General features: G+C 54.8%; 20 protein-coding genes. 10 read left to right on the top strand and 10 right to left on the bottom strand.

Annotated elements, in window-relative coordinates; translation table 11 throughout:
• Positions 1-3: 3 nt before the first annotated feature.
• The 5 genes from WHS46_11365 to WHS46_11345 all read right to left on the bottom strand — a co-directional run bounded on the left by WHS46_11365 (position 4) and on the right by WHS46_11345 (position 4,658).
• A complete protein-coding gene (locus WHS46_11365) occupies positions 4-288 on the bottom strand; it encodes an acylphosphatase (protein MEJ5349272.1) in 285 nt (94 codons plus the stop codon).
• Positions 289-319: 31 nt separating this feature from the next.
• Positions 320-2,350: an NAD-dependent DNA ligase LigA gene (gene ligA / locus WHS46_11360; GenBank protein ID MEJ5349271.1), complete on the bottom strand. Its 2,031-nt coding sequence runs from the start codon at positions 2,348-2,350 to the stop codon at positions 320-322.
• A complete protein-coding gene (locus WHS46_11355) occupies positions 2,347-3,399 on the bottom strand; it encodes a DUF1786 domain-containing protein (protein ID MEJ5349270.1) in 1,053 nt (350 codons plus the stop codon). The genes ligA and WHS46_11355 overlap by 4 nt, the downstream gene beginning before the upstream one ends.
• Before the next feature lie 102 nt (positions 3,400-3,501).
• Entirely contained in the window at positions 3,502-4,227 is a 726-nt protein-coding gene (locus WHS46_11350) for a nucleoside phosphorylase (GenBank protein ID MEJ5349269.1), read from the bottom strand.
• Positions 4,228-4,385: 158 nt separating this feature from the next.
• Positions 4,386-4,658: an HU family DNA-binding protein gene (locus tag WHS46_11345; protein ID MEJ5349268.1), complete on the bottom strand. Its 273-nt coding sequence runs from the start codon at positions 4,656-4,658 to the stop codon at positions 4,386-4,388.
• A gap of 544 nt (positions 4,659-5,202) precedes the next feature.
• Between WHS46_11345 and WHS46_11340 the strand changes: the two genes are divergently transcribed.
• The 9 genes from WHS46_11340 to WHS46_11300 all read left to right on the top strand — a co-directional run bounded on the left by WHS46_11340 (position 5,203) and on the right by WHS46_11300 (position 15,536).
• The gene (locus WHS46_11340) at positions 5,203-6,387 is read left to right on the top strand and encodes a peptidoglycan DD-metalloendopeptidase family protein (GenBank protein ID MEJ5349267.1); all 1,185 of its coding nucleotides are present in this window, start codon (positions 5,203-5,205) and stop codon (positions 6,385-6,387) included.
• Positions 6,384-8,855, top strand: a complete 2,472-nt coding sequence (gene priA, locus WHS46_11335; GenBank protein MEJ5349266.1) for a primosomal protein N' — start codon at positions 6,384-6,386, stop codon at positions 8,853-8,855. Before WHS46_11340 ends, priA begins: the two co-directional genes overlap by 4 nt.
• A 115-nt stretch (positions 8,856-8,970) precedes the next feature.
• Positions 8,971-9,483 (top strand): peptide deformylase, encoded by a 513-nt coding sequence (gene def / locus WHS46_11330; GenBank protein MEJ5349265.1) that lies wholly within the window; start codon positions 8,971-8,973, stop codon positions 9,481-9,483.
• Positions 9,450-10,427: a methionyl-tRNA formyltransferase gene (gene fmt, locus WHS46_11325; protein MEJ5349264.1), complete on the top strand. Its 978-nt coding sequence runs from the start codon at positions 9,450-9,452 to the stop codon at positions 10,425-10,427. Before def ends, fmt begins: the two co-directional genes overlap by 34 nt.
• A gap of 21 nt (positions 10,428-10,448) precedes the next feature.
• Complete coding sequence (locus WHS46_11320) at positions 10,449-11,225, top strand: DUF116 domain-containing protein (protein MEJ5349263.1); 777 nt, start codon at positions 10,449-10,451, stop codon at positions 11,223-11,225.
• Positions 11,225-12,568, top strand: a complete 1,344-nt coding sequence (gene rsmB / locus WHS46_11315; GenBank protein ID MEJ5349262.1) for a 16S rRNA (cytosine(967)-C(5))-methyltransferase RsmB — start codon at positions 11,225-11,227, stop codon at positions 12,566-12,568. The genes WHS46_11320 and rsmB overlap by 1 nt, the downstream gene beginning before the upstream one ends.
• A 73-nt stretch (positions 12,569-12,641) precedes the next feature.
• Entirely contained in the window at positions 12,642-13,307 is a 666-nt protein-coding gene (gene rpe / locus WHS46_11310) for a ribulose-phosphate 3-epimerase (GenBank protein MEJ5349261.1), read from the top strand.
• Positions 13,308-13,459: 152 nt separating this feature from the next.
• Positions 13,460-14,317 carry a 3-hydroxybutyryl-CoA dehydrogenase gene (locus WHS46_11305; GenBank protein MEJ5349260.1) on the top strand — a complete coding sequence of 286 codons (858 nt, stop codon included), beginning with the start codon at positions 13,460-13,462 and terminating at the stop codon, positions 14,315-14,317.
• A gap of 16 nt (positions 14,318-14,333) precedes the next feature.
• Positions 14,334-15,536: a thiolase family protein gene (locus WHS46_11300; GenBank protein MEJ5349259.1), complete on the top strand. Its 1,203-nt coding sequence runs from the start codon at positions 14,334-14,336 to the stop codon at positions 15,534-15,536.
• A gap of 419 nt (positions 15,537-15,955) precedes the next feature.
• On the opposite strand, the gene WHS46_11295 is transcribed toward WHS46_11300, so the two are convergent.
• Positions 15,956-17,782, bottom strand: a complete 1,827-nt coding sequence (locus WHS46_11295; protein ID MEJ5349258.1) for an aldehyde ferredoxin oxidoreductase family protein — start codon at positions 17,780-17,782, stop codon at positions 15,956-15,958.
• A gap of 127 nt (positions 17,783-17,909) precedes the next feature.
• Here WHS46_11295 and WHS46_11290 point away from each other — a divergent pair, with 127 nt between their 5' ends.
• Positions 17,910-18,143, top strand: coding sequence for a MoaD/ThiS family protein (locus WHS46_11290; GenBank protein MEJ5349257.1), 234 nt, complete (start codon positions 17,910-17,912; stop codon positions 18,141-18,143).
• On the opposite strand, the gene WHS46_11285 is transcribed toward WHS46_11290, so the two are convergent.
• The 4 genes from WHS46_11285 to WHS46_11270 are packed head-to-tail and all read right to left on the bottom strand — an operon-like array spanning position 18,144 to position 21,388.
• A complete protein-coding gene (locus WHS46_11285) occupies positions 18,144-18,845 on the bottom strand; it encodes an ABC transporter ATP-binding protein (protein MEJ5349256.1) in 702 nt (233 codons plus the stop codon).
• Complete coding sequence (locus WHS46_11280) at positions 18,838-19,569, bottom strand: ABC transporter ATP-binding protein (GenBank protein ID MEJ5349255.1); 732 nt, start codon at positions 19,567-19,569, stop codon at positions 18,838-18,840. Before WHS46_11280 ends, WHS46_11285 begins: the two co-directional genes overlap by 8 nt.
• Positions 19,570-19,578: 9 nt before the next feature.
• On the bottom strand, positions 19,579-20,502 hold the full coding sequence (locus tag WHS46_11275; GenBank protein MEJ5349254.1) for a branched-chain amino acid ABC transporter permease: 924 nt from the start codon (positions 20,500-20,502) through the stop codon (positions 19,579-19,581).
• Positions 20,503-20,524: 22 nt separating this feature from the next.
• A complete protein-coding gene (locus tag WHS46_11270; protein MEJ5349253.1) occupies positions 20,525-21,388 on the bottom strand; it encodes a branched-chain amino acid ABC transporter permease in 864 nt (287 codons plus the stop codon).
• Positions 21,389-21,426 lie beyond the last annotated feature (38 nt).

Genomic DNA, 21,426 nt, shown 5'->3' with positions numbered 1-21,426 from the left:
TTTTCATCTCCATGAGCGCACACCGAAATCGGCGAATTCTCCCTGATAAGGTTCTTCGTGCACTTCCACGCCATCGACCCGACTTAGCGGACTTCCTCGATGGCACCATTGCACCATGGCGTCTACAGCAGGAGCGTCGCCTTCAAAGACAGCTTCCACCCGTCCGTCGGGCAGATTGCGAACCCATCCTGTCACTCCGTAAGTTCTAGCGGCGTCCTGTGTATAGGCTCTGTAAAAAACCCCTTGCACTCTGCCTGAAATCCACACATGCACTCGCTTCTTTTGCATATCTTTTCCTTTCCGTCTTTCAAGAAAAGGCTCACGGCAAATGCTTCAAAAAATTTTCCTCATCCATGATGGTGACTCCGAGTGCTTGAGCCTTTTGAAGTTTCGATCCTGGATTTTCTCCAACGATGACCACGTCGGTTTTGCCGCTGACGGATCCGCTCACTCGAGCACCCGCTCGACGCAGTCGTTCCCCGGCTTCATCCCGTGTCATGGACTTCAAAGTTCCCGTGAGGACCACCGTTTTGCCTTTCCAGAAGTCATTGGATTCCCTTGAAACGGTTTCAGGAATCAGTGTCCTGGGACGGACACCGGCCTCGAACAGGGATTGAATGGCCTTTTGATTGTCTTCATTTTCAAAATATCGGCGAATACTCTCTGCAACTTTATCCCCGACACCTTCCACGGACATAAGGTCTTCATAGGTTGCAGCCTGGACTGCTTCAAAGGATTTGAAACGATCCGCCAAGACACCGGCCAGATAAGCACCCACAAGAGGAATCCCTAAGGCGTAAAGGAAGGAGGCCAAGTCGGGTTCTCGAGTTTTTTGTATGGCTTGAATGAGATTTTCGGCGCTTTTTTGGGCAAACCCCGGCAGGGTCAAAAGATCTGATGTGGTGAGTCGATACAGATCTGCGGGACTGTTGACCAGACCTCGTTCCACCAAAAGATGGGTGATCTGTTTGCCAAGTCCCTCGATGTTCATGGCTTCACGGCTGGCGAAATGCCTCAAGGCTCCTTCGATTTGCGCGGGGCAACTGCGGTTCATGCATCGATGCACGGCTTCTCCGCTCAGACGCACCACAGGTCCACGGCAAGCGGGACATTGGGCGGGCATGGTGAAGCGCCGTTCGAATCCGTTTCTTTTTTCCACAAGGGGACGGACTACTTCCGGAATGACATCACCGGCTCGTTGCACGATCACGTGGTCTCCGATGCGAATGTCCTTGCGTTCAATTTCGTCCATGTTGTGCAAGGTTGCCCGGCGAATGACGACTCCTGCCAAAGATACAGGCTCCAAGTGCGCCACGGGTGTGAGCACTCCGGTGCGACCCACCTGAACCTGAATATCCAAAAGCCGCGTTTCCGCAAAATGAGCTGGAAACTTGTAAGCGATGGCCCATCGAGGGCTGCGTGTTTTTTCCCCGAGGCGTTGCTGCCAGTCCAGGCGATTGACCTTGTAGACCACTCCGTCCATTTCATAAGGAAGCTCGGGCCGCATCGCTTCCATTTCACGATAATACTGAAGGGCCTCCTGTAAGCCCTCGCAAAGGCGCGATAAAGGATTGACAGGAAGTCCCCACCATTTCAGGGCATTCAGGATATCCCATTGGGTTTCAAAGGAAGGCCCTTCAAGAAGGCCGATGCCGTAGCAGTACGCCTTGAGAGGTCTTTGGGCGGTGATGGAAGAGTCCAACTGGCGTAAGGACCCCGCAGCAGCGTTTCTCGGATTGGCAAACAGGGGTTCTCCTCGAGCTTCCCGCTGCCGGTTAAGTTCGTGAAAATCTTTTCGGTTCATATAAACTTCGCAGCGCACGGTCAGAAGCGAAGGAATCTGGGGAGCTTCGGGGTTCGAAAACAGGGTCCAGGGAATGGCACGAATGGTTTTCACGTTTGGCGTCACATCCTCACCACGGTACCCGTCTCCTCGGGTGCCGGCTCGAACCAACCGCCCGTTTTCGTAAAGGATCTCCACGGCAAGGCCGTCCATTTTCGGCTCAGCCGTGTAGACGATGGGATCGTGGACGCCCAGAAATTTTTGCACCCTCTGATGAAATTCAATCATTTCCCCTTCGTCCATGGCGTTTTCCAGGCTCAGCATGGGCACGGGATGCTCAAACACGTCAAAAGCTTCCAAAGGTGGAAACCCCACACGAGCCGTCGGTGAATCCGGTGACGCCAGTTCCGGATGAGCCTTTTCCAGTTCTTGGAGTTCTCGAAAGAGCTGATCGTATTCCGCGTCACTGATCTCAGGGTCGTTCAGAGCATAGTAGCGGTAGTTGTGGTAACGAATCTGTTCCCGCAGTCTTTCGACCCGTCTTCGAATGTCTTCTTCGCTTTTCATGCAAGGACCTCTCGAAAGCCATGCGCCCACATGGCCGCTTGCAGAAGACCGAAGCAGCCCGTAAGCATCATGTCTCCAAAGGGAGCGGCAAAAACGCTTTCATGAGAAAAAAATCGGCGTCGCCGAGGCCCGGTGACCAGGGTCGCTTCAAAAGATGCTTTTAAAGGTTGAGGACCATAGGCGCATCCATGGCCGCCGTCTTGAAACACTTCCTCATGTTCTAGCCGACCTTGGCGAAATCGATTCAAATGATCAAAGAGTTTGGAAGGGTTCAGCCTTCCGGTATGATGTTCGTAGATGCCGAGCACATGGAGATCGTGAACAAGAGCGGCGATGGTATGGGAATTCCCCACATTGACCAGGGTGCAACCATGCGTCATGGCTTGGCGTCCTCTCGAGTCCATGAGCGCGCCAAGAATGGCGGCGATCCCTGTATCGAGAATCAGAGCCTGAGGACAATCTACACGGACGGCATGCATGCGTGTCATAAAAGGCGGAGGGAGTTCTTGAACCAGGGTTCGTAGATCGCCGCCACGATCAAGAAATTCTTTCCAATATCGAAACCGAAAAAGACGGTTGCTTTCATTGGGTGAAAAACCATGGTCCTGAACGGCTACGGCGACAGTATCAGGTAGAGGTACACCAAAGAGGGCAAGAGCGTTCCCGATGCGGTCCAGATCCAGGTCCCTCAAAAAAATGGAAGAAACCCCGTGCGGTGCCCTTTCGGTGATCGTGACGCCCATGGCTTGCACCCGTGCCAGATCATCGTGAATGGTGAGCGCGGCTTCGGGCGAAGCGTAAACCTTGAGGCCTGCTTCCAGGTGGAGAAGAACTTCGCGGCTGCTGGCTCCACCACCCATGGTGCGTCCCATCAGGAAAACATCTTGCCTCTTTTCTCGAAAAGCTCGCAGTTGTTGCGCCACTAGCCGAGTCGGAGACGGCATGACCATTTTGGCGGCATTTTCGATCAGATCGCCTTCAAACCAGCATAAAATATCTTGAGTGCCGGATCCGATATCCACGGCCAAGACGCCGCGGGCTTGGTGCATGGGCTCACCTCCATCGGCTCGGAAAAACTAGGCACTGAGTCGGCTTCGAAAAATACACACAAGCAATGGATGGGAGCAAGCGTAGAACAGCGGAACTGAATCTCAATGAAGCCGACGAAAGAGTTCGGGCAACCGTTTTCTCGTCTTCTGAAAGCGGGCGTCTCGAAACCCATGTCGCCACTGGAGTTGCGAAAGATCATCGGAAACCACCAACACCGCCGCCAGCTCGATGCCTCGAAAGGCTGAGACCGTGAACAAAGCCGATGTTTCCATGTCCACGCCCAAAACACCTTTTTCTTGATAGAAACGGACTTTTTCCTCCGTTTCTCGATAAGGTGCATCGGTAGACCATACGAGACCTTTATGCACTGTAAAATCTTTTTCCTTTTGCAAGGTCGCTTCTAGGAGACGGACGAGAGTTCGAGAAGGGGAAGGGGGGATGGAGATAGGGTAATGAGGCGAAGTGCCTTCTTCCGAATAGGCGGCTTCAGGCAAGACCACATCGCCAATCAGCACATGAGGTTGGAGGGAGCCGCACCATCCATAGGCGACGACCCGGCGGACTCCTAAAGCGATCATTTTTTCTAGGACCAAAACCGCTTGAGGAGATCCAATCATTGGACCTACAAGAGCCACAGGCGATCCGTCCCCTTCACCCACGAGCACCTCGCTGAGGAAAAAACCGGGTCTTTGGTGCCGCTGAGGCCATTGGGCTTTCATGAGAACCAAGTCTTGGTGTGTAAACACCAAAAAGGCATCGGCGGGTAAGGGAATGTCTTTGCGGGATCTTGTGGGTTCAATGAGGGCTTTAGAAGCAGGTTTTTCCATGGACTCTGGGCAGGTCATCGAGCTTTCAAGAAAATGGAAAAACCCGGCCCTGAAAAGATGGTGCCGGGTTTTTGTCATCCAGCCCCTTAAAGGTTGTTGCGTGCCTGGTTTACGGCATTTTACGTTCGAGTTTTTCAACAACCCAGTCAACGAAAATATTACTGAAGAGCTTCTTTAAGCTTGCTTCCCGCTTTGAATTTGATGGTCTTGCTGGCCGCAATGGTGATGGTCTCGCCCGTACGCGGATTTCGCCCTTCCCTTTGAGCCCTTTCTGCAACGCTGAACGTTCCAAAGCCTACCAGCGTCACTTTTTCCCCTTTGGCCAAACTGTCGGCGACAGCCGCCACAAAGCTGTTCAGAGCCTTTTCAGCCGCGGCCTTGGTGATTCCAGATTCGTCGGCCATTCTAGAAATAAGATCCGCCTTCGTCATACTCTCCTCCTCTGTTTATCGTTGAAGCCTGACCCCGTACTTGGCTACACACCAAAGGGAAGCTGTGGAACGTCTGCCGGCGCACAATCGTCAAGGGCGAATAATTCTCAATTGGCAAGCCAATTATACTGGCCGAAAAACCCTTGGCAAGCCATAAATCGCTGAAAAGCCGCATGGAATCAAGTTTTTTTTCAAGGGTTTTTTTGTGAGGCAGGCCGGGCGGCATGGAGAAAAGAGATAACATAAGAAAACCAAGCTATTATCTGAAGCAGACACAAAGGATCGCCGGGGGTTGCCGGCTTTGTTTTGACCGATTCTCAAAGGATGTGCTAGGACTTTTAGGGAAAAGGCTCACGAGCAACATCATTATGGAGGGGAAATGGGATATTCCAACGCGCGAAGGATGTTGAGAAGGCTTTTGGGAGGATTGGGCCTTATTGTTTTGAGTTTGGTAGCAGGGTGGGCCGCTTGGCATTTGTGGGTGAAATCACCTCAAGAAAAAGGCCCTGCAAACGAAGCCGTTAGTTCAGACACAGGGGCACCGATGCCTCAGCCTTTCCAACAATCCGTCTATGAAGATGTCTATTCATTAGAACTGCGGTACTGGGACCGATTTGAGAAGAAGAACTACACCGTCAAGTCGGGAGACAACCTCTACAAGATTGTCATTTCCTTGGGTCTTTCCTTACAGGATATGAGTGTGTGGCAAGGGGAAGCTCTTGCGGCGTGTCGCCCGGAGGATTTGAAACCTGGCGATGTTTTGGAAATCGACGTCTTGCGGAACACGGGCGATTCGGTGCGCCTTCATATAAGGGCATCATCGGGGGAACGGCGCCTACTTTTGAGACAGGGGGATGCCTGGGTTTGTAGACATGAAAACCCTTCTGAGCTGACTTTTACGGAATCCGTCATAGGAACCATCACGGATAATCTCTACAGTTCCTGCGTGGAACAAGGCATGCCCTCGGCACTCGTCATGGATTTAGCCGATCTCTTTGCCTATGATGTGGATTTCACGTCGGATCTTCAGTCCGGGGACCGCTTTGCCGCACTTTACGAGATCACCGTTGCTGACGGCCGGCTCGTCAAGGGGGGGCCCATTCTAGCCGCAAAGATGACCGTTTCGGGGGAGACGTACGAGGCCTACCTTTACGAATTTCCGGATGGCTTCAGGGACTATTTCGATGCGCAAGGTCGGTCCCTACGAAAAATGTTTCTCAAGGCCCCTTTGAGTTATCGGCGGATAAGCTCCACCTTCACCTACCGACGATTGCATCCGGTGCTCAGGATCTTCAGGCCTCACCTGGGAATCGATTACGCGGCACCCACCGGAACACCCGTCTGTGCTCTCGGTGACGGAAAGGTCGTCAAGCTAGGCTGGAACGGTGGTTTCGGCCGCTATATAGAAATTCAACACGATGCCGTGTACAAAACCTCCTATGGGCATCTGTCGGACTATGCCCGTGGGCTCAAGGTAGGCTCTCGCGTACGACAAGGCGACATTGTCGGCTACGTGGGTTCTTCGGGGCTGGCTACAGGCCCGCACCTGGATTTTCGATTTTACCAGAACGAAAGACCGGTGGATTTTCTCAAAACTTCTTTTCCTCGTGCTCGATCCATTCCCAAGTCACTTATGGCCGATTTCATGAATAAGCAACGCGAATATGCGGCCCGCATGAGTTTTCCCGCTGTGGCTTCCAAGGAATCGGCGGAGTCCGGCCATCCATGAGTTCCAATGATTCCATGAATTTAGTCTTGTGTGCCGTTTTAAGAGGACCCTCGGAATGTCTACACTACCGTCTTTCGGCGTTGTGGTCCGGAAAGAATTTGGTAGGTTGCCGAGTCCTGGTCCCTCTCGGACACCGTGAAGCCGTGGCCGTGGTGGTGGCCATGGAAGAGCATTTACCCGGAGATGTTGATCCTGCGACCCTCAAAGAGGTTCGGCATGTGGTGGACGAAGCGCCCATTCTTCCTTCTGATGTGATGGCTTTGTGTGCGTGGATGTCTCGGTACTACTTTCATCCCCTGCCTTTAGTCTTGGAGGCGGTCTTGCCTTCAAGCCTCGTGGCTCATCCTCAAAAACGCTATGGTCTTACATCTGAAGGTCGTTACGGGGTTCAGGATTCTTCACAGCCCAAAAATAAAAACCCCGGCGCTCAGGCTCTTGAAGCTGCTTTTTTGGAACGACAAGATTTGGACTTAAAGGATCTTGAAAACCTGCCTAAGGGATGGAAAGCCCATTTGAAACGTCTGGAATCCCTAGGCTGGGTTTCCTGGCAATACTCCTGGCCGTCCCTGGAACCTTCGGCAAAGATTCAAAAGATCGTGGTCTTGCGGCAGATGCCTTCAGAAAAGCGAATCGCCGCCAGCCCTCACCTAAGGCGTTTCCTGAATGTTCTTCAGGATTCCGGGGGGGCTTGTTCTTTGAGGGACTTGCGTCGACTCGCACCCCAGGCGTCCTACTGGGTGCGAAAGTTGGCCGCCGAAGGATCCATTGTTGTTGAAGAGCGGGAAACGGTGCGCGAATCCCCGTTGGCACAAGATGTGTCTACCACAAGGCCTGTGGAGCTCACCCCTGAGCAAAAAGCGGCCTTGAGCATCATGGAAGGGGCCGTTTTGTCCCCTTCCTTTAAACCTTTTGTGCTCTACGGGGTGACAGGAAGTGGAAAAACGGAGATTTACCTGCATCTTGTGGAAAAGGCGATCCTTCAGGGGCGAACGGCTTTGGTGCTGGTACCGGAAATTGCTTTGAGCACGCAGCTGGAGGCGCAATTTCGAGCATGCTTTGGAGATGGGCTTTCCGTTTGGCATAGCGGCTTGGCTTCCGGGGTTCGAGATGATCAGTGGAGGAAAATCAGGTCCGGACAGGCCACGGTGGTCCTAGGGGTGCGATCGGCGGTTTTGAGTCCCGTCAGAAATCTGGGATTGATCATAGTCGATGAAGAACATGACCTGTCCTACAAGCAGGAAGAACGATTACGCTATCATGCTCGAGATGTAGCTGTCATGCGCGCCAGGATCACCAATGTGCCTGTGATTCTCGGTTCCGCCACACCGTCCCTCCAATCCTACTATCATGGCCGCACAGGACGTTACACCCTGGTGACTATGCTCAAGAGAGTAGAAGACCGCCCATTGCCGCAGATTGATATTGTGGATATGCGGCGGCATCGGGGTCCTTATCGAGTGCTTTCTCCCGAGCTGGTGAAGGCGTTGCAGGAAACCTTTCAGGATGACGGACAGGCCATGTTGTTTTTAAACCGGCGCGGGTTTGCCTCCTTTTTCCTGTGCCGTCTGTGCGGGACCGTGCGCCAATGCCCCCATTGTGCCGTGAGCTTGACATATCATCAAAGTTTGGAACGTGTCTTGTGCCACTATTGCGGCCATGAAGAGAATATTCCCGGCACATGCACTGCCTGCGGCAAGGGTGTCATGGTGCCTTTCGGCTTTGGCACGGAACGGGTCGAGGAAGAACTTCGGCGCACCTTTCCTGATGTAAAAACCCTGCGTATGGATCGGGACACGATGACGTGCCCTTCCAAGGTGGTGCAGACTTTGGATGCTTTTCGAGCTAGAAAGGTTCAGGTTCTGGTGGGCACTCAGATGATCACCAAGGGTCATGATTTTCCTCATGTCACTTTGGTGGGTGTGATCAATGCCGATACCTCCCTGCAGATCAGCGATTTTCGTTCGGGAGAAACCACGGCCCAACTGTTGATGCAGGTGGCGGGTCGAGCCGGGCGTGGAGAAAAACCCGGTCGAGTGGTCTTACAAACCTACAATCCGCATCATTACGTGATTCAGGCGGCGGCAACCTTGGATTATGGTCATTTTTGCGAGCATGAATTGACGTCACGCCGTGCTCTTCAATACCCTCCCTTTACACGGATGGCTCGCTTGCTGGTCACAGGCCCGAACCTTGACATGACCGCTCAGGCGGCCGCGGTGTTAGGGCAGATCGGTCGTGCCGCCAAAGAGGCATTAGAATCGCAAGGGATTCCTCTGGCGATTCTGGGCCCGGCTCCCGCACCCATTCAAAAGCTCAAAAAGCGATACCGCTATAATCTTTACGTGAAAGCATGGAAGGCCGACGATCTTCAGACAGCGGTGGAACGAATTCTTGAGAAAGCCGTCCATCACTCTGGCATGACCTCGGTTCAGATCGCCGTGGATCGGGATCCGGTCTCCAGCCTGTGAAAACGAAAAGACTTGATCGACCTTATCTTGCAATTTGTCCGTGGGACTATTACTGTCAAACAGTACGGTAAAAGCTTCAGAACAGTGCATGACGAAAGACAAATCGAGGCGAATCATGGCCCTTTTGAACATTTGCATTTATCCGGAGCCTGTACTTCGAGAAAAAGCGAAACCCATCGAGAAAGTGGATGGAAAGGTCCGAAAACTCATAGACGATATGGCCGAAACCATGTACAACGCCCCAGGTATCGGCCTGGCGGCTAATCAAGTGGGCAAGCCCGTTCAACTTATCGTCGTGGATCTTCAAAAGGAAGACGACCCTCACGGCTTGATCGTGTTGGTGAACCCTCAGATCGTACGTGCCGAGGGACACATCGTGTGGGAAGAGGGGTGTTTGAGTGTGCCGGACTTTTTTTCTCCGGTTCAAAGACACGAAAAGGTTGTTGTCCGTGGTCTGAACGCCGATGGAAAGCCTATAGAGATCCAAGCCGACGGGTTGCTTGCGGTCGCCCTGCAACACGAAATCGACCATTTGAACGGGCGTCTTTTTATCGATTACCTCAATCCCATTAAGAAAGACATATTCAAGAGAAAATGGAAAAAGCGGGCTCTCGAGGCATCGGCCTGAAAGGGAATCCGGTGCGAGTGGTTTTTTGTGGTACACCGGAATTTGCCGTACCGACTCTATTGCGTTTGCACGAGCGCGGTGTGCACATTGTTCAGGTGGTGACCCAACCCGACCGTCCCAAGGGCCGTGGGCAAAAACCGGCGCCTTCCCCTGTAAAAATAACAGCAGATCGCTTGGGTTTGCCGGTGATGCAGCCTCATCGAATTCGGGATATGGAAACAGTTCGGGATCTCACTTCCTTGCAAGCCCAGGCTTTGGTCCTTGTAGCCTATGGGCAGATCCTTCCAAAGAGTCTTTTGGAAGGTTTTCCCTTTGGTGCTCTCAATGTTCATCCTTCACTGCTGCCCAAATACCGTGGCGCGGCCCCCATTCAGCGAGCGGTTCTTCATGGGGAAAAGGAAACCGGCGTTTCCATCATGCTTATGACTGAAGGTCTGGACACCGGTCCTGTCCTGGCCGTAGAACGGGTACCCATCGGTGAGCTCGACACTTTTGGAACACTGCACGACACCTTGGCCCGAGTAGGAGCCGAGCTCCTTTGCCGAACTCTGGAAGCTTGGATTCACGGTGCGTGCCGACCCGTGCCTCAAGATGATACGCAAGCTGTCCTGGCACCTCCTATTCAAAAGCATGAACTCCATATTCCTTGGCAGGAATCTGCGGCTTCCGTGAGTTGTCGGATTCGAGCCTTTGATCCTTGGCCAGGGGCGTTTAGCTATCATGGGGGAAAAAGGATCAAGTTTTTTAACGCCCGCCTGACGGCACACTCCGCAGAAGGGCTTCCGGGGGAGGTGCTGGGCCTTTCCCAGGACGGTCTGCTCGTACGCGCCGGCGATGGAGTCGCCGTGGCTATAGGAACGCTTCAGATGGAGGGGCGAAAGCCGGTGCCTGCAGAGGCTTTCCTTAGAGGCTACGATCTTCCCCTCGGTTCGGTCTTTACCTGAGCGAGAAAGCCCTTCGGTCTCATGGGTTCGTTCCTATCAGAAAAATCCCTCATCATTGGACTGCTTTTGGCGGCCTGTGTTTTTTTAGTGGCAGGGCTGGGGCTTCTCTTTGCAGTACCCTACTGGGGTTTTGAACGCCTTCATCCTCTGCTTCCTCAGGTGGCAGGGATCTTTTTTGTTGTACTCTTGACCACATTATTGAGCGGTTTTGGTCTTCTTATCGTCTCCATTCTGCTGGGCCGCGATGTCCCCTTTTCCGCTCTGTTACGCCACATGAGCGCCAAAGTGCTTCTTCCTTTGCTGATCCTCGTGGGGCGACTTGTAGGGGTATCCAAAAAGGCTGTGCAGCATGCCTTTGTAAACGTTAACAACGAACTGGTCCTTGCCTGGGTGCGATCTCGAAGGAAGCCCCGTCATGTGTTGTTGCTTATGCCTCATTGCCTTCAGTTTTCTCAGTGTCCTGTACGCGTCACCTTTCATGTAGACAATTGCAAAAGGTGCGGCCAGTGCCCTATCGCCGAACTTCTTGAAATCAAAGAACGTTATGGGATCCATCTGGCTGTGGCCACAGGAGGCACCATGGCTCGTCGTATTGTGACGGAAACCCGTCCCGACCTCATTGTGGCGGTGGCTTGTGAACGCGACCTTGTGAGCGGTATTCAAGATACGCTGCCTTTGCCTGTGTACGGCATTTTTAACGAGAGACCCCATGGGCCGTGCGTGGATACGCGGGTGCCTCTTGAGGAAGTACGCGCCGTGTTGACGAGCCTCATGGAAACGAACCAAGAAAGACCTTGATGGACGACGTACGTTCCCTGGCTTACCGTTTGCTTCTGCAGATGGAGCGACGTCCAGCTCATCCAGACCGCCTTCTGCGAGTGGCCCTGGGCCAAAACCCTCATATTGACCCTCGAGATCGTGCTTTGCTTACCGAACTCGTTTACGGGGTGTTGCGCTGGAGGCAACGTTTAGATTGGCACCTGGAGGTGCTGACTGAAGGGAAAAAGTTGGACCCGAATGTACGCCTCCTCCTTCGTCTCGGCCTCTATCAGATTCTCTTCCTTGAAAAGATTCCAGCTCATGCAGCGGTTCATGAGACCGTGGAAATCGCCAAGACGGCTTATCCAAAACGCACGGTGGGGTTTGTGAACGCGGTGCTTCGCCAGGCGCTGCGCATGGAAGGGAAATGGCCGTGGCCAAGGGCCGATGAAAATGCGGTGCTATGGCTTTCCGTCATGACGTCCCATCCTGAGTGGTATTCGGAATATGCTTTGAAAAGATGGGGTTTGGAAGAAGCGTCGGCATTATTGCGCGCCAACAATGAACCGGCGGGAACCACCTGTCGAGTCAACACTTTAAGAGCGGATCGAGACCAGGTGATTCAATGGTTTCGCGAAAGGAATATCCCGGCGGAACCTTCCCCGCTTCTGTCCCATGCCGTTCGTCTTGGGTCCGTCCGCATGGATCTGGGAACCTGCGAACCCTATGCTCTTGGATGGATTCAAGTGCAGGATGACGCCTCCCAGATGGTAGCCCTGGTGGTGGATCCTCAGCCCAAAGAGCGCATTTTGGATCTGTGTGCGGGGTTTGGCGGAAAGACGACGCATCTGGGAATCCTGATGAAAAACCAAGGGGAAATTGTGGCCGTGGACCGGGACGCCTGGAAGCTGGAAGAGCTCGAGCTCAATGCTCGACGTCAAGGCCTCGATTGTGTCCGAACCTTGGAAGCCGACGTTATGGAGTTAAGGCCGGAAGAGACAGGGCTTTTCGATCGAGTGCTTGTGGATGCGCCATGCACAGGCTTTGGAGTGCTTCGAAGAAATCCCGATATCAAATGGCGTCGAAGCGCACGATCTCCTTACCGGGCCAGCCTCACCCAAAAGGCCTTCTTGCGCCAGGCCGCCCGTTTTGTTAGAAGGGGCGGGATTCTGGTCTATGCCACGTGCACGGTTTTTGAGCTGGAAAATCAAGGGGTGGCTGACGATTTCTCCGAGGCCTTTCCTGAATGGATTCGGGAACCGGCTTCGAAAACGCTCCCGGAAACATGCCAAGTTGTGGCCGAAGGACCGTACGTGGCTACCTGGCCGCACAGGCATGGCACGGACGGCTTTTTCGTCGCACGATGGCGACGTTTTTCGTGAAGTCGTGAAATCGTAAATCGTGAAATCGTAAATCGTGAAGTCGTGGAGGGGTCAGGGGTAGGGAGAGCCAGTTATGGGAAGACGGATTCTGGCACCATCCATTCTCTCGGCGGATTTCGGACGGTTGGCCGAAGAAGTTCGAGCCGTGGAAGAGGCGGGTGCCGATTGGATTCATGTGGACGTCATGGATGGCCATTTCGTTCCCAACATCACCATCGGTCCGGACGTGGTCAGGGCGGTACGGCGGGCAACCTCTTTACCCTTGGATGTGCACCTCATGATCACCGATCCCGATCGTTACTTGGAAGCCTTTGTGGCCGCCGGGGCCGACTGGCTTGGCGTCCATGTGGAGGCGTGCACTCATGGACATCGAATCGTGCAACGTATTCGGGAATTGGGAGCCAAGGCATCGGTGGCGGTGAACCCTGCTACGCCGCTATGTCTTATAGAACCCTTGCTTGAGCACGTGGACATGGTGCTGCTCATGACCGTGAACCCAGGTTTTGGAGGCCAGAAATTTATCGGCTCGGTGGTTCCTAAGATTCGAGAACTGCGCCGATGGATCGACGAAAGATCCCTGAAAGTGCTCATTGAAGTGGATGGGGGAGTCTGCGTGGACACGGTGGATGTTTTGGTGGAAGCCGGTGTGGATGTCTTTGTGGCCGGTTCGGCGGTCTTCCAAGGTTCCGACTACCATCGGACCGTCGGCGCTCTTAAAAATCGGTTTCCTAACAATTAGGGGAACGATGACCCGTGGCTGGGCCGTTCACGACTCCCATCTTCATGATTCACACTTTACGATTTCACGATTTACGATTTATGACTTCACGATTGCGCGCTCCAGCGGCTTAGGGAAAATCAGTGCGGAATTATCACAAGGAGGAGGGGTTCATGGAAGTGAAAAAGGTGTGTGTTTTAGGTGCCGGCATCATGGGTTCTGGAATCGCACAGGTTCTGGCTCAGGCGGGATACCAGGTGGCTTTACGGGATATTGAGCAGCGCTTCGTCGATAAGGGTTTAGGTGGGATCAAGGGGAACCTGGATCGTGCCGTGGCCAAGGGCAAGATGGAGGCGACAGAAGCTGAAGCGATCATGGGCCGCATTCACGGCACAACGGATATGGCGGACGCGGCTTCCGAGGCGGACTTTGTGATCGAGGCCGTCATTGAGAACATGGAGCTCAAAAGAAAGGTTTTTCAGGAACTGGACAGCTTATGTCCTCCAGAAACCATTTTGGCTTCCAACACCTCCGGGCTTTCCATCACAGAAATGGCCTCCGTCACCAAGCGTCCTCACAAAGTGATCGGCATGCATTTCTTTAATCCGGTCCCCGTGATGAAGCTGGTGGAAATCATTCGAGGGTTGGCGACCGACGAGAACACCCTTGCGGTGACCAAGGCGCTGGTGGAAAAGATCGGCAAGGTGCCCATAGAGGTCAAGGAGGCACCGGGATTTGCCGTCAACCGCATTCTGTGTCCCATGATCAACGAGGCCATTTTCGTGTATGCTGAAGGGATCGCATCCGCTGAAGACATTGACCGGGCCATGACTTTGGGGGCCAATCATCCTATCGGTCCTTTGGCCTTAGCGGATATGGTGGGCTTGGATACTTTGCTTTTCGTCCTAGAGGGGCTTCACAAGGAATTGGGAGAGGACAAGTATCGTCCGGCGCCGTTACTGCGCAAGATGGTTCGTGCAGGCTACCTGGGACGCAAGAGTGGCAAAGGGTTTTATGACTATTCCAAGTAGATGACGAGGGGTTTTCATGCAAACGGATCGAGATGTGGTGATCGTTGCGGCGGCACGGACGCCTATAGGTAAGTTCGGCGGAGCCTTGAAGGATGTGCGGGCGTCCGCTCTTCTAGCTCATGTTATGAAAGAGGTGTTGAAACGGGCGGGGAATCTTTCGCCGAGCCTTCTGGACGAAGTGGTCACCGGCGATTGTGTCCAGTGCTTTGATGAAGCCAATACGGCTCGAACGGCCATGCTGCAGGCGGGATTTCCCGTGGACATTCCAGCGCACACCATTCAGCGTCAATGCGCTTCCAGCATGCAGGCTCTGGCGACGGCGTCCCAGATGATCAAAGCAGGGGATGCTCAGGTGGTCATGGTGGGTGGTGTGGAATCCATGAGTTCCGCCCCCTATTACCTGCCCAACGCCCGTTGGGGCATGCGCCTCATGAACCATGAAGTGGTGGACAGTGTGTGGGAAATGCTCCATTCTGGAAGCCGACTTTTGGGGAATCCCATGATCATGGGAGTGACGGCGGAAAATCTTGCGGAAAAATATGGAATTTCCAGACAGGATCAGGACGAGGTGGCTTTGCGAAGTCACCACAATGCAGAGAATGCCATTAAGAGCGGGCGGTTCAAAGATGAAATCGTTCCGGTGGAAATTCCTGGACCCAAGGGGAAAATCACCTTGTTTGAACAAGACGAACATCCTCGGTTCGGCTTGACCATGGATGATCTCGTTCGTTTAAAACCTGTCTTTAAAAAGGACGGGACTGTAACGGCCGGAAATTCGTCGGGGCTCAACGACGGAGCCGTGGCGGCTTTGGTCATGAGTCGAGTCAAGGCCAAGGAATTGGGACTGGAACCCATGGCCCGTGTGTTAGCCACAGCCGCGGCAGGCGTGGAACCCGAATACATGGGGTACGGTCCGGTACCGGCGACGGAGAAAATTCTTAAGAAAACCGGTATGGCCTTGAAGGACATTCAGCTGATTGAATTGAACGAAGCCTTTGCCGCCCAATACATCGCGTGCGAACGAGGCTTGGGTTTGGATCGTTCCATCACCAATGTCAACGGCAGTGGTATCGGTTTAGGGCACCCCGTAGGATGCACGGGGCTACGCATTGTGGTATCCCTGATTTACGAAATGGCAAGGCGCAACCTGAGTGTGGGTTTGGCGACTTTGTGTGTGGGTGGCGGCATGGGAATGGCGACCATCGTTACGCGCGACTAGGTTTACTTTTTGCGGGCAATGCTTTGTCTAGGGGCGGACCTTTGGTCCGCCCTTTTTCTTTCCCTTCGGCAAAGACAAACCTAATAGCAGGTCCCTGCGTATTCCCATGCCTGTGCAAGAATCAGAGGGATCTTTGGACCGGCGGCTTGTCCGAGGACTCGAAAGGTGCTCAGTTCCAGGCAGGGTTGTTTCGTATCGGGGTGTAGGGGCGAAGCGGCGCCATGCCCCTCCAAACCCGAAGCGGTGTTTCTCCCCTCGTGGGCTCGACCCGCTTGAGCACCAGGCTGGAGCGTTCTGGTTGCGGGGATCGGGAGCGCACCCTTTGGGGCGCTCGAGTGGCTTGGGCAAAGGGCGCACCCCATGGTGCCAGATAAGATACGCCGTCCACGCCAAGCTGACGGGGCGGTGGCCTCCCCTGATCAGGCCAGTCCTAGGCGTTGCAGGAGCTGCGGTGTGGGACGGCCGAAGGCATCCCAGCCCCGCAGGCGATAATACATGGGAAGCATCTTATCCAATTCACACACATGGCCTCGAGCCGGCCCTTCAGGCATGGGTTCTTGCGTCATGCGCGGCGGCAAACTGTCGTCCTTGACATCAAAACCGGCTCGCACCAAAAACAACCGTTCGGCATTGATGATCCGTTCGGCGGCGGTCATAAGGCTTTCCATGGTGTAACCGGCTCCGACAGCGGCATTGAGCAGTTCCAGGAGACGCACGGGCCGAATGTCCTTGGTCTTGGACACCAGATTTCGCACGGAAAAAAACACGCACAACCCCGCCGAGTCAATCAGGGCGAACACATCCTGCCAGTCCTTGACGATCTGAGGTTTGTCCTCCCAGGTGAGCGGATCGACCAAAAGGGGCACCCCGAGAATCTCGATATAGGCGGGATCCCCTCGCATGTGGCTGGCTCCGATGGGCGAAGTGGCATAGGCCAGACCCATCCCCTTTTCCGCACGGGGCTCATACCCGGCAAATTCCTGGCCCTTGGACACCATGGCCAGTTCCGGGCACCCGTAAAGGGCGGCCAACCGAAGACTTCCTTGCGCCAGTTCGTCGCCGAAACCTTCGCGAAGCGCCGTCTTTCGGACCATATCCACCATGGCCTGAGCGTCCCCAAAAGGCAAGGGCCTTCCTATGGTGCTTGCATCGAGGATGCCTCGTTCGTACATTTCCATGGCACAAGCGATGGTGGCGCCACAGGATATGGTGTCCATGCCCATTTCATTACAGATGTAGTTGGCTTTAATGACCGCGGCCAAATCCCGCACGCCGCAATTGCTGCCCAGCGCGTAAATGGTCTCGTATTCGGGTCCTTCGCCTTCGCCCTGAAAAGGGCCTTCGGCCACTCGGGTGACGCGCCCACAGGCAATCGGGCAGCTGTAACAGGACTTGGTGCGGATGAGGTATTTTTCCGTGAGCGCTTCGCCTCCGATGTCCTTCCAGAACTCAAAGGTGCCTTGTTGAAAATTGCGCGTGGGATAAGCGCCCACATTTTGGGTTCCGGTGGAGGTGATGGCCGTCCCGTAGACTCGAAGCGGCAGCGGACCTTTTTGCGTGGCTTGTTTGAACCCCGCCATGATGTCCTTGACCAAAGCCTTGAAGGTTGTGGGGTCATGGAGGGGAACCTTGGAGGTGCCGAAGACGGCAACGCCCTTGAGGTTTTTGGATCCCATGACGGCTCCGACGCCCGAGCGGCCCGCCGCACGGTCCTTGTCGTTCATGACAGCGGCAAACAAAACGCGCCGTTCTCCAGCAGGCCCGATGACCGCGGTCTTGGCCTCCTGGTGCGTCTCTTGCCTCAAAAGACGGTCTGTTTCATGGGTGTCCTTGCCCCACAGGTGTCGGGCGGAACGCAGTTGGGCCTTGCCTTCGGAGATCCAAAGGTAGACGGGTTCGGGGGCCGAGCCCTCAAAGACCAGGCCGTCAAATCCCGCCCTTTTGAGCATAGTGGGAAATTGGCCGCCCGCGTTGGAACAGGTAAGCGCTCCCGTAAGGGGGGATTTGGTCATGACCATGTAGCGGGCTCCGGTGGGAGCGCCTGTGCCGGTCAGAGGGCCTGTGAGGAAGATGAGCTTGTTTTCGGGCGAAAAAGGGTCGATCTTCGGGGGGACTTCGTCAAGGAGCATCCGGATGCCGAGGCCTCGCCCGCCCACATAGTCCACGGCCTTGGTTCGGTCCAGAGGCTCTACGGTGATGGTGCCCGTGGTGAGATTGACTCGAAGGATTTTTCCCATCCATCCCATGGTGGTGCCCTCCCATGCAGAAGACTCGATTTTTGGCGTCATTGTCTCTAGAGTGTGTCCCTTGAAGCCTGGGCGCAGGCCGGCGGGACGCCTTCCTGAAACGAGAACCGTGGTCTGAGGTCAAGCCGTGAAGATTCGGGTTGAAAGCTTTGCCACCTATCGAGACTATACGCGAAACCTCCCTGAGGACAAGAGCCTGGAGGTGCCCGAAGGGGCCACCGTGGCCCAGGTGCTGGCGATGTTGGGCGTGCCCGAGGAGGCGCCGAAGATCCTTTTGGTCAACGGCAGAGCCCGGTTCCCGGAAACGGTTTTGGCCGCCGGGGACTCGTTGGTTTTCTTTCCGCCCTTGGAAGGGGGGTGATCAGAGTCCCAGGTAGGCTTGGCGAATTTTGGGGTCATGGAGCAATTGCCTTGAAGGGCCGTGGTGCGTGAAGCGTCCCGTTTCCAGGACGTAGGCCCGGTCGCTGTTTTTCAAGGTCATTTCGACGTTTTGTTCCACCAAAAGCACGGCCATGGATCGCCGAATGTCTCGAAGTTGTTCAAAGATTTCCTTGACGATCAATGGGGCGAGGCCGAGGGAGAGTTCGTCGATGAGAAGGATCGTGGGCCTGGCCATGAGGGCTCGAGCGATGGCCAGCATCTGTTGTTCTCCGCCCGAAAGGGTTCCGGCTCGTTGATGGCGGCGCCGGCCCAAAATGGGAAACATGGCGATGACCCGATCCATGGTTTCCTGCAGGAGGGGCCGTGCTTGCTTGCGGTAAGCGCCTAGTTCCAGGTTTTCCTGCACGGTGAGGTCCTTGAACACGCGGCGTCCTTCGGGCACGCACGCCATGCCTAAACGAACCACCTGGTGAGGAGCCAGGGGGGCGATGTCTGTTCCGTTGACGCGCACGGTGCCCTGCGTGGGTTTGAGAAGGCCCATGAGGGTTCGAATCAGGGTGGTTTTGCCGGCGCCGTTGGGTCCGACGACGGCCACCGTTTCTCCATCTTGGACCGTGAGGGAAAGGCCGTGGAGAATGTTGTTTTCTCCGATGGAGACGTGAAGGTCTTGGACGTCAATCATCCGTTTCTCCCAGATAAGCTTTGATGACACGGGGATCGTGCACGACGGTTTGGGGGTCTCCCTGACAAAGGAGGCGACCGGCATCCAGGACCAAGAGCCTTTCCACCACCTGCATGAGGGCGCCCATGACGTGTTCGATCCAGAGGATGGTGACGCCGAAGCGGTGGCGGATGGCGCGAATGAGATCCAAGGCTCTTGGGATTTCTCCGGTGTTGAGGCCGCCGAGGACTTCATCGAGCAAGATGAGCTTGGGACGGGTGGCCAGGGCTCGGGCCATTTCCAGGAGCTTCTTTTGGATCAGGTTGAGGTGGCGGGCTTGGGTGTCCGTGAAGTCCTGGAGTCCCACGAACTCCAGAAGCTCGCGAACTTCCCGGCGTCTGCGAGGGGTTTCTCCGGTGAACCCGTCGCGGCCGATGAGGGCCGCCGTCACGTTTTCGTAGCAGGTCATCTGTTCAAAGGGGCGCGTGATTTGAAAGGTTCTGGCGATGCCGGATCGGCACACGGTGTAAGGTTTGGCGCGTGTCAGGTCTTTGCCGCAGAAGCGAATGGTACCCTGATCACAGGGAAAGGTGCCGGCGATAAGGTTGAAGAGGGTTGTTTTGCCGGCGCCGTTGGGTCCGATGAGGCCCACGATGGAGCCTTCCTCAAGCTCGAAGCTGACTCCGGCCACGGCCACGAGACCGCCGAAGCGTTTCACCACATCCTGGACTTGCAAAAACGCCATGGGATGACCTCACGAAGGGGAAAGGCGCCCGGGGCGGCGTCGCAACCCCATGAGACCTTCGGGAGCGAAGCGACAGACCGCCAGGGCGACAAGACCGAAGACAAGAACATGGATCTGGCCGTAGATGCGAATATATTCGGAGAGAAACTGAAGAAAGACGGCCCCGATGATGGGCCCCGCGAAGGTGCCAAGGCCGCCGATAACGGTCATGGCCAGGACCTGAAACATCAGGTTGAGGGACAGAATTTCCGGGGTGATGAGCTGGTGGTAATGCCCATAGAGGGCTCCCGCCAGGCCGGCTATGGTGCTGGAGATGACGAAAGCCACCACACGAATACGCACCACATGAAGACCCAAGGAGGCTGCGGCCGTCTCATCGTTTTGGACCGCTCGAAAGGCTGTTCCCAAATCGGAACGCACAAGGCGATGGATGGCGTAGAGAAGGACCAGGGTCACAGCGGCCATGAGAAAATAAGCGGCGGTTTTGGAATAAGCCGGTAGAAGAAAAGGCACCGAAAGCCCCATGGTCCCTCGTGTTAATTCGTATTCATTGTCAACGATGATTCGAAGCATTTCGGAAAAGGCCAGGGTCGTCAGGGACAAATAGATGCCCCCCATGCGAATGCATAATATTCCCAAAAGGAGTCCTAAAACGGCGGCCACGGCCGTCCCTAAGAAAACCCCCAGAAGGGGGGGGACATGAAAATGGATGGCTGCCAAACCTGAAACATAAGCGCCCATTCCGGCAAAAGCGGCGTGGGCGAAAGACACCTGTCCAGTGTATCCCGCCAGAAGATTCCAACTGGAAGCCATCATCACGTAAAAGAGGCACAATATGCCAGTGTGCAGCCAATATTCACCTGCAACAAAGGGGAAACCGACACACAGAAAAAAGAGAACAACCGAGAACACTTGTGTCCAACGGTGCGTCACGGGCGGCTCCTTTGATACCATGTTAGAGCTGCTTTTGGCCGAAAAGTCCGGTAGGACGAACCACCAGAACCAGAAGAAGAATGAAGAAGCCGAAGAAATGCTTGTACCCTGAAGACACGTAAGCGGCTCCAAGGTTTTGCACCAACCCGAGGACAAGGCCTCCGACGACGCATCCTGTCAGGCTTCCCATGCCTCCTAAAACCACCACAATAAAAGCGGTCAGACTCACCCCGACACTCACCGTGGGCGTCACCGGAAATATGGGTGAGAGAATAACGCCGGCTGCGGCGGCCAGGGCACATCCTGTGCCGAAGGAAAGCATGTTCACCATGGTGGGATTGACACCCAACATAGCAGCCATTTCCCGATCTTGAGCCACGGCTCGTACTGTTTTCCCAAACCAGGTTTTTTTAATGACCACGAATAGCGCGGCGATGACAACGGCTCCTACCCCCAAGGCCGCCAACCTTTGATTGCCATAATAAAACAGGCCGAAAAGATGCGTCGATCCGGTCACCCAGCCGGGGGGTTTTTGAGGGTACGGACCGAAAATCAATAGGTAAGCGTTTTGCAAAACTATGGATAAGACGAAGGTGATGATCAAGGAGGCCATATCGTTGCCGTAGGTGTTTCGAAGAAGGACCCGTTCGAGGATAAGGCCGAAGATGAAGACCATGATGACAGCCAGCAGCGCCGCCAGGGTGACGGGTAGTCCCAAACCCCTGGCGAACAGGGCGCTGAAATACCCTGCCAGGACGTAAAGCTCCCCATGGGAAAAATTGATAACGTTCATGATGCCGACGATGAGTGAAACACCTAGGGCTGACAGCGCATAGATGACCCCTAGCAAAAGGCCGTTGGTGGTGTAGAGGAGGAAATCTTGCATGAGCTCGCACATCCTTTCGACCAACTTTCAACGGGCAA

This window comes from Desulfosoma sp., from assembly GCA_037481875.1.
Lineage (GTDB): Bacteria > Desulfobacterota > Syntrophobacteria > Syntrophobacterales > DSM-9756 > Desulfosoma.
The sequence above is the reverse complement of the archived record's forward strand: the minus strand, read 5'-3'. Positions and strand labels throughout refer to the sequence as shown.

Coding starts and splice junctions, on each gene's coding strand:
- priA (MEJ5349266.1), top strand. CDS start 6,384: ATGAGTTCCAATGATTCCATGAATTTAGTCTTGTGTGCCGTTTTAAGA.
- WHS46_11270 (MEJ5349253.1), bottom strand. CDS start 21,388: ATGCAAGATTTCCTCCTCTACACCACCAACGGCCTTTTGCTAGGGGTC.
- ligA (MEJ5349271.1), bottom strand. CDS start 2,350: ATGAAAAGCGAAGAAGACATTCGAAGACGGGTCGAAAGACTGCGGGAA.
- fmt (MEJ5349264.1), top strand. CDS start 9,450: ATGGAAAAAGCGGGCTCTCGAGGCATCGGCCTGAAAGGGAATCCGGTG.
- rpe (MEJ5349261.1), top strand. CDS start 12,642: ATGGGAAGACGGATTCTGGCACCATCCATTCTCTCGGCGGATTTCGGA.
- WHS46_11285 (MEJ5349256.1), bottom strand. CDS start 18,845: ATGATTGACGTCCAAGACCTTCACGTCTCCATCGGAGAAAACAACATT.
- def (MEJ5349265.1), top strand. CDS start 8,971: ATGGCCCTTTTGAACATTTGCATTTATCCGGAGCCTGTACTTCGAGAA.
- WHS46_11295 (MEJ5349258.1), bottom strand. CDS start 17,782: ATGGGATGGATGGGAAAAATCCTTCGAGTCAATCTCACCACGGGCACC.
- WHS46_11280 (MEJ5349255.1), bottom strand. CDS start 19,569: ATGGCGTTTTTGCAAGTCCAGGATGTGGTGAAACGCTTCGGCGGTCTC.
- WHS46_11340 (MEJ5349267.1), top strand. CDS start 5,203: ATGCCTCAGCCTTTCCAACAATCCGTCTATGAAGATGTCTATTCATTA.
- WHS46_11365 (MEJ5349272.1), bottom strand. CDS start 288: ATGCAAAAGAAGCGAGTGCATGTGTGGATTTCAGGCAGAGTGCAAGGG.
- WHS46_11355 (MEJ5349270.1), bottom strand. CDS start 3,399: ATGCACCAAGCCCGCGGCGTCTTGGCCGTGGATATCGGATCCGGCACT.
- WHS46_11320 (MEJ5349263.1), top strand. CDS start 10,449: ATGGGTTCGTTCCTATCAGAAAAATCCCTCATCATTGGACTGCTTTTG.
- rsmB (MEJ5349262.1), top strand. CDS start 11,225: ATGGACGACGTACGTTCCCTGGCTTACCGTTTGCTTCTGCAGATGGAG.
- WHS46_11305 (MEJ5349260.1), top strand. CDS start 13,460: ATGGAAGTGAAAAAGGTGTGTGTTTTAGGTGCCGGCATCATGGGTTCT.
- WHS46_11345 (MEJ5349268.1), bottom strand. CDS start 4,658: ATGACGAAGGCGGATCTTATTTCTAGAATGGCCGACGAATCTGGAATC.
- WHS46_11300 (MEJ5349259.1), top strand. CDS start 14,334: ATGCAAACGGATCGAGATGTGGTGATCGTTGCGGCGGCACGGACGCCT.
- WHS46_11350 (MEJ5349269.1), bottom strand. CDS start 4,227: ATGGAAAAACCTGCTTCTAAAGCCCTCATTGAACCCACAAGATCCCGC.